At 69.9% G+C, this 13,111-nt stretch carries 9 protein-coding genes and 1 pseudogene; 3 read left to right on the plus strand and 7 right to left on the minus strand.

Annotated elements, in window-relative coordinates; translation table 11 throughout:
• Positions 1-192: 192 nt before the first annotated feature.
• Positions 193-1,101, plus strand: coding sequence for a LysR family transcriptional regulator (locus ACFJIX_RS05745; protein ID WP_377158372.1), 909 nt, complete (start codon positions 193-195; stop codon positions 1,099-1,101).
• A 438-nt stretch (positions 1,102-1,539) separates the two neighbouring features.
• On the plus strand, positions 1,540-1,797 hold the full coding sequence (locus ACFJIX_RS05750) for a hypothetical protein (protein WP_377158374.1): 258 nt from the start codon (positions 1,540-1,542) through the stop codon (positions 1,795-1,797).
• Here ACFJIX_RS05750 and gshA read toward each other — a convergent pair.
• On the minus strand, positions 1,788-3,083 hold the full coding sequence (gene gshA, locus ACFJIX_RS05755; protein ID WP_377158375.1) for a glutamate--cysteine ligase: 1,296 nt from the start codon (positions 3,081-3,083) through the stop codon (positions 1,788-1,790). The genes ACFJIX_RS05750 and gshA overlap by 10 nt on opposite strands.
• A 327-nt stretch (positions 3,084-3,410) precedes the next feature.
• Between gshA and ACFJIX_RS05760 the strand changes: the two genes are divergently transcribed.
• Positions 3,411-4,205, plus strand: a complete 795-nt coding sequence (locus tag ACFJIX_RS05760) for a hypothetical protein (RefSeq protein ID WP_377158376.1) — start codon at positions 3,411-3,413, stop codon at positions 4,203-4,205.
• On the opposite strand, the gene ACFJIX_RS05765 is transcribed toward ACFJIX_RS05760, so the two are convergent.
• The 6 genes and pseudogenes from ACFJIX_RS05765 to glnK all read right to left on the minus strand — a co-directional run bounded on the left by ACFJIX_RS05765 (position 4,184) and on the right by glnK (position 13,109).
• Positions 4,184-7,837, minus strand: coding sequence for a hydantoinase B/oxoprolinase family protein (locus ACFJIX_RS05765; RefSeq protein ID WP_377158377.1), 3,654 nt, complete (start codon positions 7,835-7,837; stop codon positions 4,184-4,186). The two genes, ACFJIX_RS05760 and ACFJIX_RS05765, sit on opposite strands and share 22 nt — an antisense overlap.
• 21 nt (positions 7,838-7,858) lie before the next feature.
• Positions 7,859-9,097 carry an MFS transporter gene (locus ACFJIX_RS05770; protein ID WP_377158378.1) on the minus strand — a complete coding sequence of 413 codons (1,239 nt, stop codon included), beginning with the start codon at positions 9,095-9,097 and terminating at the stop codon, positions 7,859-7,861.
• A 28-nt stretch (positions 9,098-9,125) separates the two neighbouring features.
• Positions 9,126-9,939 (minus strand): annotated as a pseudogene (locus ACFJIX_RS05775) (putative hydro-lyase).
• A 123-nt stretch (positions 9,940-10,062) separates the two neighbouring features.
• A complete protein-coding gene (locus ACFJIX_RS05780) occupies positions 10,063-11,007 on the minus strand; it encodes a LysR family transcriptional regulator (protein ID WP_377158379.1) in 945 nt (314 codons plus the stop codon).
• Between the two features lie 95 nt (positions 11,008-11,102).
• Positions 11,103-12,647, minus strand: coding sequence for an ammonium transporter (gene amt, locus ACFJIX_RS05785; RefSeq protein WP_377158381.1), 1,545 nt, complete (start codon positions 12,645-12,647; stop codon positions 11,103-11,105).
• Positions 12,648-12,770: 123 nt separating this feature from the next.
• Entirely contained in the window at positions 12,771-13,109 is a 339-nt protein-coding gene (gene glnK, locus ACFJIX_RS05790) for a P-II family nitrogen regulator (protein WP_067279313.1), read from the minus strand.
• Positions 13,110-13,111: the final 2 nt, after the last annotated feature.

Here is a 13,111-nt window from a genome sequence, read left to right on the forward strand (position 1 = left end):
AAGCAGGCGCTGCGGACGGGAAATTCGACGGACCATGAAAGAACACTCCTGTGACGGGACTCGGGGGAGACGGGGTCACGGTAAGGAGGGGCGTCTTCGGGCCATGATGCTTTGTGATGGACTTGTGAAACTTTGGTTATGAATGCGTCATCGACGTCGCCCGAGGCCGCCGAACACTTCGTCATCCGACGCATGTCGCTGCGCCACGCACGGGTGCTGCTGGCCCTCAACGACACCGGCAGCATCAGCGCTGCCGCCGATCAGCTGCATGTGACGCAGCCCGCGGTGAGCAAGACGCTGGCGGAGCTGGAGCAAGGGCTGGGACAAACCCTGTTCCTGCGGCGCGGACGCAACATGCAGCCCACGCCGCTGGGGCGTCGTCTGCTGACGCTGGCGCGCAAGCTCGATGCCGACCTGCAACGCGCCGCGGGCGACGTCGCCACGATGGTGCGCGGCGCGTCCGGCGAGGTGCGCATCGGGGCGACCAACGCATCGCTCGCGCGCCTGCTGCCGGTAGCCATCACGGCGATGAAGCGCGAGAACCCCGGCGTCACGCTGAGCGTGCGCACGCATGCGTTGCGCTCGCTGTTCGCGGAACTGCAGGCGGGGACGCTGGACCTGGTCGTCGCCCGCGCGATGCCGCAGGACGAGCCGCTCGGACTGGCGCGCGTGTCGCTGCTGCCGCAACCCGAAGTGCTGACGATGAGCGCGCAGCATCCGCTGGCGCGCACGCCCAAGCTGAGCTGGGAAGTGCTGAGCCACCAGCGCTGGATCTGGCAGCTGCCGGGCACGCGCACGCGGATGCTGATGGACCGGCTCTGGCAGGAGATGGGCCTCGCGCCGCCCGCCGACCTGATCGAGAGCGGCGACGCGATGCTCGCCTTGAGCCTGATGCGCGAGATGCCGCTGGTCGCCGTCATGCCGCACGACATGGCCATGACCGCTGCGAAGCAGGAGGTGGTCGTGATCCTGCCGCACGCCGTCGATCTGGGGCTCGGCCCGATGAGCGTCTGGCACCTGCCCGAAACGCAGGTCGAGGCGGTGGAGCGCTTCAGGCAGCTGCTGGTGGAGACGGCGGGTGCCGAGAGCGGCAAGCACTGACCCGCCCGCCAGGCCCGTGGAGGCGCCGGACGAAAATCGGGCGACCGGTGGAACCAGGGATGCCCGCTGACAACTGAGCCTGGCAACCATGAGGTGGTCTCATGGATCAAAGGTCTCCATGTTCACCCCCACTCCCCTCCCGCGCGTCCACCGCAACGTATCGGGTGCTTCGTACGCAGGGCGTCCCGACAACGCCCGACTGCTGGATCCCGACCCCAGACCCGATTCACCGAGCGCCTGTTGAATCTTCCGACCGCCCGCACCGCCCACGGGCTGTCCCCGGCCTCGGGCCAGCGGAGCAACAAGGGCCCGGCCCCTCAGCCGCCGCGATGGCAACAGCCATGGACGCCCCCCGCGGTACTGCGCCTGGAATCCGTGAACGCATCAGTGGACGCATCCGTGAACAAAGCGCGGCCCCAGTCAAGCGGTTGGGAGGAAGTGAGCGAGGGAGAGGCCCGCTCGCTGCTGCGTCCCGGCCAGGCGCCGAAGAGCCCCTCGGCCCGCGCACCACACCCTCTCGGGGGCGCGCTGCCATTGCACCTGGCGGACCCGCCGCCCACGCGGTACCAGCGCGTCAAGCAGCGCCTGGCGAATGCCGTGCCGCTGCCGCTGCGTCGGGCCTGGCGCGCTGTCGACGCCGCCGTGCATCGGCTGATCGACCGCCTGCGTCCGCAGGCGGCCTCGGCTCAGGCGTAGTCCTCGGCGTCCGGATCGGTCGTCTCCAGCTCGTAGCTCGCCGCGAGCATGGCGAGGCGGCCGATCACGCCGTACATGTAGAAGCGGTTGGGCGCGCTGGCGCCGGGCTTCTCGCCCGGGGCGGGCAGGTGCGACGAGTGCGCGAAGGCCAGCGGCACATAGCTCGATCCCGGCGCGTTGAGGTTCTCGTCCTCGGCGCGGTCGGCATGCACGCGGTAGAAGCCGCCGACGACGTAGCGATCCATCATGTACACGACCGGCTCGGCGACCGCCTCATGCATGCGCTCATGCGTGACGACGCCTTCCTGCACCAGCACCTGCGACAGCGCGGGCACGCCCTCGAGTCTGGCCAGCTTGTCGCGCGCCTTGATCGCCAGCACGTCCAGGTCCTTCGCGTCGCGGATCGTCATCACGCCCAGGCCGTGCGTGCCGGCGTCCGGCTTGACGACGACGAAGGGCTTCTCCTGGATGCCATATTCCTTGTACTTGCGGCGCGTGCGCGTCAGCGTCGCGTCGACCTGCGCCTGCAGCGCGTCCAGGCCGGCGCCCGTCGCGAAGTCCAGCCCGTCCACCGCCACCGAGTGCGGATAGATCAGCCACGGGTCCATGCCCAGCAGCTTGGCGAACTTCTTCGAGACTTCCTCGTACGCGCGGAAGTGCTGGCTCTTGCGGCGCTGCGCCCAGCCGGCATGCAGCGGCGGCAGCAGGTACTGCTCGTGCAGGTGCTTCAGCACGTCCGGGGTGCCGGCCGACAGGTCGTCGTTCAGCAGGATGGTGCAGGGATCGAAGTCCTTGAGCATCAGCCGCGAGCGCTGGCGGACCAGCGGCTCCAGCGTCAGCGAATTGCCGTCCGGCAGCGCGACCGTGGTCGGCTCCTTGACCGACTCGTCCAGCGAGCCCAGCCGCACGTTCAGCCCCGCCATCGAGAAGATGCGGACCAGCGTCGCCAGGTTCGACAGGTAGAAGCTGCCGCGGTTCTTCGCTTCCGGGACCAGCAGCAGGTTCTTGGCCTCGGGGCAGATCTTCTCGATCGCCGCCATGGCCGCCTGCACGGCCAGCGGAAGCATCTCCGGCGTCAGGTTGTTGAAGCCGCCGGGGAACAGGTTGGTGTCCACCGGCGCCAGCTTGAAGCCGGCATTGCGCAGGTCCACCGAGCTGTAGAAGGGGGGCGTGTGCTCCATCCACTCGAGCCGGAACCAGCGTTCGATCGCCGGCATCGACTCGAGCACGCGCTGCTCCAGTTCATTGATGGGCCCGGTCAGGGCGGTGATGAGGTGAGGGACCATGATGGGCAGCGGCCGCCGGGAGGCGGACCTGAGGGGAGTAAGCCGATTCTAGGCATGCGCAACTGGGGGCGACATGCCGCAAGTCAAGAGGCTGCGTTCCTTCCCTCGAACTCAAGAGGTCCGGCGACAACTCATCAGACGACACCACTTCGCAAATCCCCATGCTGAACTACCTGCTGCCGAGCTTCTTCACCGCTCGATCGGAGCCCACACTGCCGGCCGAGATCCCGTCGGCGGATGACACGGTCGTCGTCTACGCCAATCCCCAGCGTGGTCGTCGCCTCTACCAGGAACTGGAGCGTCGGACCGGCTTCTCCGGGCCGCCAGGTGGCACTGGCGACGTCGGCCGCCTGCCCGGCAAAGCGGCGTTGTCCCCTGCATACCCCTCGACAAGGCGGGAACGATGCGCCGCTGCGCGGCCATCTCGTCGATAGCCACACGCTGGTGCTGCGGGCGCCTGATGTCGATGACGCCAGCCGGGCCCGCCTGATCGGCGCGCTGATGCATCACAACGTCGGCCTCATCGTCGACCTGAGCACCGGGGAGTCCTGCCGCACGGGCCCCCACGGCCTGTCCTCCACCTGGGACGGCGAGTTGCCCACCGGCGAACGGGCGGACATCTGTCGGGTCGACACGCCGCCGACGCAGGGCCTGCCCGAGCGCGCAACGACCGTTCAGCTCGATCTGATGCTGGCTCCGCCGGCACGCCATGGCAGGGCGGCGGCGCGGACGCAGAAATGCAGCATCGATCTGGTGGAACTCGGTCGGACGGACCCAAGCGACGCCCTGACGGTGGCAGAAGCGCTCGCCCTCGTCCGCCATTGCCAACGCCACCGCCAGGACTGCCCTGACGAGCGGATCGCTTTCCTGTCCGTCGACGGACGCGGGCCTGCCGCCGCGCTGGCCGGCATGGAACGCATCTTCACGGACTGGACCGGGCACCGGCTGCGCCGTGCCGAAGTCGACGCCGTCACGCTGCGTCACGCCCGTGATCTGACAGCGCTATGCGGCGCCTTCTCCCTGATGGAGAAGGATCTGACGACGATGGCCGACTTCACCGAATACCTCGCCGCAAATCCCCTGAGCGGCGCTCCGGACGATCAGCGCCGGTCCGCGCCGTAACCCCCGCCGCCGGGCGTGCGGATGACGAAGACATCCCCGGGCGCCATCTCCACCTGGCCGATGTGGCCCAGCGGCTCGATCCGGCCGTCGGCGCGCTCGACGAGGTTCTCGCCGACCGCCCCCGGCTGGCCGCCGGCCATGCCGAAGGCGCCCGACGTCCGCCCGTTGCTCAGGATCGAGGCCGTCATCGGCGTCAGGAAACGGATGCGGCGTTCCCCGCCCTCCCCGCCGGACCAGCGGCCCGCGCCGGCCGACCCCTGCCGGATGGCATAGCTGTCCAGCCGCACCGGGAAGCGGAACTCCAGCACCTCGGGATCGGTGAGCCGCGAGTTCGTCATGTGCGTCTGCACGACCGAGGTGCCTGCGAAGCCCGGCCCGGCGCCGGAGCCGCCCGAGATCGTCTCGTAGTACTGGTGCGTCGCATCGCCGAAGGTGAAGTTGTTCATCGTGCACTGGCCGGCCGCCATCACGCCGAGCGCGCCGTACAGCGCGTTGGTCACGCACTGCGAGGTCTCCACGTTGCCCGCCACCACCGCCGCCGGATAACGCGGATTGAGCATGCAGCCCTCGGGCACGATCACGTCGATCGGCTTCAGGCAGCCGGCGTTCAGCGGGATCGCGTCATCGACCAGCGTGCGGAACACGTAGAGCACCGCCGCCATCGTGATCGACCTGGGCGCGTTGAAGTTGTTGGGCTGCTGCGCGCTGGTACCGGTGAAGTCGACGGTCGCGCGGCGCGCCGCCGTGTCCACGGTCACCGCCACCTGGATGCGGGCGCCGTTGTCCAGCGGCAGCGTGAACGCGCCGTCCTTCAGCACCGAGATCACGCGCCGCACCGAGGCCTCGGCGTTGTCCTGCACGTGCTGCATGTAGGCCTCGACGGTGGCGCGGCCGAACTGGGCCACCATCGCCTGCAGCTCCTGCACGCCCTTCTCGTTGGCGGCCACCTGGGCGCGCAGGTCGGCCAGGTTCTGCGCCGGATTGCGGCTGGGGTGCGGCCCCGAGCGCAGCAGGGCCTGCAGCTCGGCCTCCCGCAGCCGGCCCTGCTCGACCAGCTGGAAGTTGTCGATCAGCACGCCCTCCTCGGTGATGTCCCGCGAGAACGGCGGCATCGAGCCCGGCGTGATGCCGCCGATGTCGGCGTGGTGGCCGCGGCTGGCGACGAAGAAGCCGGGACTGGCGTCGTCCTCGTCCAGGAACACCGGCGTCACGACGGTGATGTCGGGCAGGTGCGTGCCGCCGTGGTACGGGTCGTTGAGGACGTAGACATCGCCGCGCTTCATCGACGGGTTGCGCTCGATCACCGAGCGGATCGATTCGCTCATCGAGCCCAGGTGCACCGGCATGTGCGGCGCGTTGGCGATCAGCTGGCCCTGCGCGTCGAACAGCGCGCAGCTGAAGTCCAGCCGTTCCTTGATGTTGACCGAATGGGCCGTGTTCTGGAGCCGCAGGCCCATCTGCTCGGCGATGTTCATGAAGAGGTTGTTGAAGACCTCCAGCACCACCGGGTCGGCCTCGGTGCCGAGCGCCCGCGTGCGGGTGCGTTCGCGGACGCGGGTCAGCAGCAGGTCGCCCGAGGACTGCAGCTCGGCGCGCCAGCCGGCGTCGACGACCGTGGTCGCGTTGCGCTCCGCGACGATGGCCGGACCGTCGATGCGCGCGCCCGGGCGCAGCGACTCGCGGTGGTGGAGTTCGGCCTCGCGCCAGCCGGCGGGCGACTCGTCGGCCAGGCAGTACATGCGCACGCGCTCCAGCGGCTCGGGGCGATGCGCGCTCGCGATGGCGGCCTCGACGGGCGCCTCCAGCGACGCGCCCGCGGCCAGCGCCTCGACCGAGACCGCCTCGATCACCAGCGCGCGGTCCGGCATCAGGAAGGCGAAGCGCCGCCGGTAGGCCGATTCGAAGGCTTCGCGGATGGCGGCGATCGCGGCCGGCGCCGACCCGTCGAGCGGCAGCGGACAGGTGAGCGCCGTGTCGGTGCCCTGGTAGCGGACCTGCGCCCGCGCGATGGTGCGCAACGCGCCGGCGGAGACGCCCTGCGACGCCAGCTCGCCGCCGGCCTGCGCGGCCAGCGACGCCGCCGTCTCGCGCGCGGCGGACAGGCCGTCGGCATCGAGCGCACGCTCGATCGAAGCCTCGCGCATGGCGGTCTGGTCGGCCAGGCCCATGCCGTAGGCGCTGAGCACGCCGGCGAACGGATGCGCCAGGATGCGCGTCATGCCGAGCGCGTCCGCGACCAGGCAGGCGGCCTGGCCGCCCGCGCCGCCGAAGCATTGCAGCGTGTAGCCGGTGACGTCGTAGCCGCGCGCGACCGAGATGCGCTTGATCGCGTTCGCCATCGCGCCGACGGCGATCTGCAACGCGCCGGCGGCGGCGTCCTCCGCCGTCATCGGCTTGCCCGCGGCGGACATCTGTGCGGCGAGCTCGGCGAAGCGCGTCTTCACGACCTCGCCGTCCAGCGGCTCGTCCGCGCCCGGTCCGAAGACCTTGGGGAAATGCGCCGGCTGGATGCGGCCCAGCATCACGTTGGCGTCCGTCGTCGCGAGCGGGCCGCCGCGGCGGTAGCTCGCGGGACCGGGGTTCGCGCCGGCCGAGGCCGGCCCGACGCGCAGACGCGCCCCGTCGAAGGCGATCACCGAGCCCCCGCCCGCCGCCACCGTGTGGATGCTCATCATCGGCGCACGCATGCGCACGCCGGCGACCTCGGTGTCGAAGGCGCGCTCGAACTCGCCGGCGAAGTGGCTGACGTCGGTCGACGTGCCGCCCATGTCGAAGCCGATGACCCGGTCGTGGCCGGCCGCCTCGGCCGTGCGCACCATGCCGACGATGCCGCCGGCCGGGCCGCTGAGGATCGCGTCCTTGCCCTGGAAGCGACGCGCCTCGGTCAGGCCGCCGGAGCTCTGCATGAAGAACAGCCGGACGCCGGGCATCTCGGCCGCCACCTGGTCGACGTAGCGCCGCAGGATCGGACTCAGGTAGGCGTCGACGACGGTCGTGTCGCCGCGCGGGATCAGCTTCATCAGCGGACTCACCTCGTGCGAGACCGAGATCTGCGTGAAGCCGATGTCCTGCGCGAGGCGCTTGGCCGCGAGCTCATGCGCCGGCGCGCGCCAGCCGTGCAGGAACACGATCGCGCAGGCGCGCAGGCCGGCGTCGAACGCCGATTGCAGCTCCACGCGCAGCGCGGCGTCGTCCAGCGGCGCGATCTCGCGGCCCTGCGCATCGACACGCTCGTCGGCCTCGACGACGCGCTCGTACAGCAGCTCGGGCAGCTGGATGTGGCGCTCGAAGAGCCGGGGCCGCGCCTGCGTCGCGATGCGCAGCGCGTCGCGGAAGCCGCGCGTCGTCACCAGCAGCGTGCGGTCGCCGCGGCGCTCCAGCAGCGCGTTGGTCGCGACGGTCGTGCCCATCTTGACGCAGTCGACCCGCTCCGCCGTGATCGGCTCGCCGTTCTTCAGGCCGAGCAGGCGGCGGATGCCCTCGACCGCCGCGTCGCGGTAGTGCTCGGGGTTCTCCGACAGCAGCTTGAGCGTTTGCAGCGTGCCATCGGGCGCGCGTCCGACCAGATCGGTGAAGGTGCCGCCGCGGTCGATCCAGAACTGCCAGCGATCGGGGGAAGGGGTGGCTTGCATCGTGAGGTCCCAGGAGTTCATTCAGGCTGCCGCGGGCGCGAGTTCGCGTCCACGGGTCTCAGGCAGCGCCAGCGCCGCGACGATCACGAGGCCATAGCACAGCGCCGCGATCCATCCCAAGGTCTGCCCGAGAGGGTACTGCGTGCTGAAGTGTCCGATCAGCGCGGGACAGGCCGCGCCGAACGCCCGTCCGATGTTGTAGCAAAAGCCCTGGCCCGAGCCCCGCACGTCGCTGGGGAACAGCTCCGACAGGAAGGCGCCCATGCCGGAAAAGATGCCCGAGAGGAAGAAGCCCAGCGGGAAGCCCAGCACCAGCATCAGGCTGTCGGTGATCGGCATCTGCGTGTAGGCCAGCACCAGGATGCCGCCCATCAGCGCGAACAGCATGAAGCAGCGGCGCCGGCCGATCGCGTCGCAGAGCCACGCGCTCGTCAGGTAACCGGCGAAGGAGCCCGCGATCAGCACCAGCAGGTAGCCGCTGGTGCCCAGCACCGACAGGTGGCGCTCGGTCTTGAGGAACGTCGGCAGCCAGGTCGTCACCGAGTAGTACGCGCCCTGCATGCCGGTGGCCAGCACGCTGGCGAGCACCGTGTTGCGCAGCAGTTCTGGCGAGAAGATCCGCAGGAAGTTCGCGCGCTCCCCGCGGGCCTTGGCGCGCGCCTGCTCAGCCAGGTAGACCGGCGGCTCGTCAAGGTTGCGGCGGATGTAGAGGATCAGCAGCGCCGGCAGGATGCCAATCCAGAAGAGCACCTTCCACGCGGTCTCCGGCGGCAGCACCGAGTACAGCCCCCAGAACGCCAGCGCCGACGCCGCCCAGCCGATGGCCCAGCTGCTCTGCACCAGGCCGGCGGCCTTGCCGCGATGTTTCGCCTTGATCGTCTCGGCGATCAGCACCGAGCCGACGGCCCACTCGCCGCCCATGCCGAAGCCCTGCATCGCACGGGTGAAGAAGAGCTGCTCGAACGAGGTCGTGAATCCGCTGAGGAACGTGAACAGCGCGAACCACAGCACCGTCCACTGCAGCACGCGGACACGGCCGAAGCGGTCCGCGAGGACCCCGGCCGCCCAGCCGCCGACCGCCGAGGTCAGCAGCGCGCCGGTGGCGATCGCGCCGGCCTGTCCCTTGCTCATGCCCCAGGCCGCGATCAGCGTGGGGATCAGGAAGGTGTAGATCATGTAGTCGAAGCCGTCGACGGCGTAGCCGGCGAAAGTCGCGGTGAGCGTGCGCCGTTCGGTCGGCGTGGTGTCTCTGAGCCACATGGTGTCGTTCCTTGTTGTTGGACCGCGATCAGGCCGCGATGAGATCGCGGTTCAGGAGGTCGGTGACGAGCATGTGCCCCGGCGCATGCGTGATGCAGAACGGCGGACGGGCCGTCGCGATCGCCGATTGCGGCGTGACGCCGCAGGCCCAGAACACCGGGAGCTCGCCGTCCCGGATGTCGACGGCGTCGCCGTAGTCGGGCCGGGCGATGTCGTCGATGCCGATGCGCGACGGATCGCCCAGGTGCAGCGGCGCGCCGTGCACCTGCGGCAGCTTCGACGTGATCTGCACCGCGCGGATCGCATCGGCGGCGGTCAAGCGGCCGCATCGACACGACGGTCGGTCCGCGGAAGACGCCGGCCGGCGCGGTCTCGATGCTGGTGCGGTACATCGCGACGTTGCGGCGCTGCTCGACGTGACGCAGCGGAATGCCCTCGGCCAGCAGCGCGTGCTCGAACGAGAACGAACAGCCGATGACGAAGGCGACCAGGTCGTCGCGCCACCAGCGCGTCACGTCGGCGGGCTCGTCGACGAGTTCACCGTCCCGCCACACGCGGTAGCGCGGCACGTCGGTGCGCAGGTCCAGGTCGACGCCGAGCGCGGCGAGCGTCGGATCCCCAGGCTCGGTCACGCCGAGCAGCGGGCAGGCCTGCGGGTTCAGCGCGCAGTAGCGGCGGAAGTCCGCGGCCAGCGCCGCCGGCAGGATGGCGAGATTCGCCTGCACGAACTCGCTGGCCAGGCCGCTGGTGTGGCCGGTGAAACCGCCGCGACGCGCGGCGAGTCGGACGTCGAGCGCGCTGGAGGACGCGTCGATATCGAGGGAATCGGTCGGGTGGCTCATGGCGGGATCGCGAAGGCTGTCTGACGATGCGGCGGATTGTGGAAGCCGCCCGGCATTGCGATCCAACGGAAATTTTCCGCCTCGTCTCATCGATTTTTTCGATGAGCCCAGCAGTGCTTCCGCTTAGCGCGGGGTCGACGTTCCGGCCATGCGGGGTTTCCCGGAAGCCCGCGCCGCGCGCTGCTGCCGCGCGACGAAGTCCAGCGCGGAGTCGAGCACCGTCTCGGTGAGCTGCGAGCTCGGATCCTCGCGGTAGCTCGCGTGGATGGGCAGCGCCACCAGGTCGGTGTCGCTGCGCAGCACGCGCAGCGAGAGCCGCTTCGCCAGTTGCTCCGCCACCGCCACCGGCAGCGTGGCGATGCCGAAGCCCCCCTCCACCAGCTGCACCATCGCGGAGATCGACGAGATCGCGTGCACGCGCGGCAGCGGCAGGCCGGATTCCTGGAACATCTGCAGCAGCGCCTGGTGCGGCTGCGAGCCGCGCTGGAAGGTCAGCAGGTCGTGGCCCGCCAGGTCCGACAGCCCGTAGCGGCGCTTCGTGTGCAGGTCCGACCGGCCGACGAAACCCATCGGCATCGACGCCATCGCCCGCGTGCGCACGCCGCCGGCGTCGGCCGCGGGGATCGCCGCGAAGACCAGGTCCTGCGCGCCCCGCCGCACCTGATCGACCAGCACCGGCGAGGTCTCCACCGTCAGCTCGAGCTCGAAGTCCGGATTCGCCGCGCGCATCTCCTGCAGCCAGCCGGTGAGCCAGCTGTGCACCACCGACTCGATCGCGCCGATGCGCAGCACCACGGGCCGCCCCGCGCCGCCGGCGCCGCCCATCTCCTCCTTCACCTGCCGCTGCACGTCGAGCAGGCGCTGCGCCAGCGTCTGGAAACGCTGGCCGGCCACGGTCAGACGGAACTGCTTGTCGCGACGGTCCAGCAGCACCACGCCGAGTTCCTCCTCCAGCGACGCGATGCGGCTGGACAGCGCGGACTGCGTGATGTGCAGCTTCTCCGCCGCGCGCGTGACGCTGCGCAGCGAGGCGGCCCAGTGGAAGGCTTCGACAAAGCGGAGGTTCATGGCGGCGGATTATGGGGATGCACCGACGAAAAAAAAGCCGCCCCGAAGGGCGGCTTTGAGCATTGCAGGAGACTGGAGATCTACTTCTCGAATGCTTACTTGTGATACGCGGTTTCACCGTGCGACGCGATGTCCAGGCCCTCGCGCTCTTCCTCTTCGGAGACGCGCAGACCGATCACCAGGTCGACCACCTTGAACGCGATCACCGAGACCACGCCCGACCACACGATGGTCAGCAGGACGGCCTTGAGCTGCGTGAAGACCTGCGAGCCGATCGAGTAGGCGTCCGGCGCGATCGTCGCGGCGGTCACCCAGTCGCCGACGGCCGAGGGGCCGCCCAGGCTCGGGGAGTTGAAGACACCGGTCAGCAGCGCGCCGACGATACCGCCCACGCCGTGGACGCCGAAGACGTCCAGCGAGTCGTCCGCGCCCAGCAGCTTCTTCAGGCCCGACACACCCCACAGGCAGGCGAAACCAGCGACCAGGCCGATCACCAGACCGCCGCCGATGCCGACGTTGCCGGCAGCCGGCGTGATCGCGACCAGACCGGCCACGGCGCCCGACGCGGCACCCAGCATCGAGGCCTTGCCCTTGAGCAGCGCTTCACCGACGCACCAGGCCAGCACCGCGGCGGCGGTGGCGAACAGCGTGTTGATGAAGGCCAGCGCGGCGAAGCCGTTGGCTTCCAGCGCGGAACCGGCGTTGAAGCCGAACCAGCCCACCCACAGCAGCGAGGCACCGACCATCGTCAGCGTCAGGCTGTGCGGCGTGAACGCTTCCTTGCCGTAGCCGATGCGCTTGCCGACCATGAAGGCACCGACGATGCCCGCGACGGCGGCGTTGATGTGCACCACGGTGCCGCCGGCGAAGTCCAGCGCGCCCCATTGCCAGATCAGGCCGGCCTTGCTGTTCATCTCATCGACGACCGCCGCCGAGGCATAGGCGTCCGGACCCATCCAGAACCAGACCATGTGGGCCATCGGCGCGTAGCTGAAGGTGAACCAGAGGACCATGAACAGCAGCACCGCGCTGAACTTGATGCGCTCGGCGAAGGCGCCGACGATCAGGCAGCAGGTGATGCCGGCGAAGGTGGCCTGGAACGCGGCGAACACGATCTCGGGGATGTAGACGCCCTTGCTGAAGGTCGCCGCCGGCGCGAAGGTGCCGGCCACGTTGTCCCAGATGCCCTTCATGAACAGCCGGTCGAAGCCGCCGACGAACTTGTTGCCTTCGGTGAACGCCAGGCTGTAGCCGTACAGGGCCCACAGCACCAGGATCAGCGAGAAGGTCACCATCACCTGCATCAGCACCGACAGCATGTTCTTGCTGCGGACCAGGCCGCCGTAGAACAGCGCCAGGCCGGGAACGGTCATGAGGATCACCAGCAGGGTGGAGACCATCATCCAGGTGGTATCGCCCTTGTTGGGGACCGGCGCGGGCGCGGCGGCGGCCGAGGCGGCGTCGGCGGGGGCCGAGGCGGCGGGCGCGGCGGCCACCGGCGCCGTCGGCGCGGGGGCCTGGGCGGTCGTCTCGCTGGCGACGGCGGCGGGCGCGGAGGCCGCATCCTGCGCCATGGCCGCGGGGGCCAGGCTGGTGAAGGCTGCCGCGGCCAAGGCCAGGCAGGCGAGTAGTTTCTTCATGATCGGGACTCTCTTCGTTGGATCTTGATCGGCGCACGCGCGGAACTGCTGCGCGCGGGGACGGCGAAGGACTGCTGCGGAGTGCGCGGCCTCCCTCGGGGGCCGCGGCGGATCAGGGGGCGATCAGAGGGCGTCCTGCCCGGTCTCGCCGGTACGGATGCGGATCACCTGGTCCAGCGGGGAGACGAAGATCTTGCCGTCCCCGATCTTGCCGGTGCGGGCGGCGTTCTCGATCGCCTCGATGACCTGCTCGACCACGGTGTCGGAGACCGCGGCCTCGATCTTCACCTTGGGCAGGAAGTCGACGACGTACTCCGCGCCGCGGTACAGCTCGGTGTGGCCCTTCTGGCGGCCGAAGCCCTTGACCTCGGTGACGGTCAGCCCCTGGACGCCGATGGCGCTCAGCGCCTCGCGCACTTCATCCAGCTTGAAGGGCTTGATGACGGCAGTGATCAGTTTCATGC

It is taken from the genome of Roseateles sp. UC29_93, assembly GCF_042695725.1.
Classification (GTDB): Bacteria; Pseudomonadota; Gammaproteobacteria; order Burkholderiales; family Burkholderiaceae_C; genus Roseateles; species Roseateles noduli_A.

Excerpts from the sequence above, each read along its gene's own strand:
- ACFJIX_RS05745 (WP_377158372.1), top strand. The coding sequence starts at position 193 with ATGTCGCTGCGCCACGCACGGGTGCTGCTGGCCCTCAACGACACCGGC.
- ACFJIX_RS05780 (WP_377158379.1), bottom strand. The coding sequence starts at position 11,007 with ATGAACCTCCGCTTTGTCGAAGCCTTCCACTGGGCCGCCTCGCTGCGC.
- ACFJIX_RS05770 (WP_377158378.1), bottom strand. The coding sequence starts at position 9,097 with ATGTGGCTCAGAGACACCACGCCGACCGAACGGCGCACGCTCACCGCG.
- gshA (WP_377158375.1), bottom strand. The coding sequence starts at position 3,083 with ATGGTCCCTCACCTCATCACCGCCCTGACCGGGCCCATCAATGAACTG.
- amt (WP_377158381.1), bottom strand. The coding sequence starts at position 12,647 with ATGAAGAAACTACTCGCCTGCCTGGCCTTGGCCGCGGCAGCCTTCACC.
- glnK (WP_067279313.1), bottom strand. The coding sequence starts at position 13,109 with ATGAAACTGATCACTGCCGTCATCAAGCCCTTCAAGCTGGATGAAGTG.
- ACFJIX_RS05765 (WP_377158377.1), bottom strand. The coding sequence starts at position 7,837 with ATGCAAGCCACCCCTTCCCCCGATCGCTGGCAGTTCTGGATCGACCGC.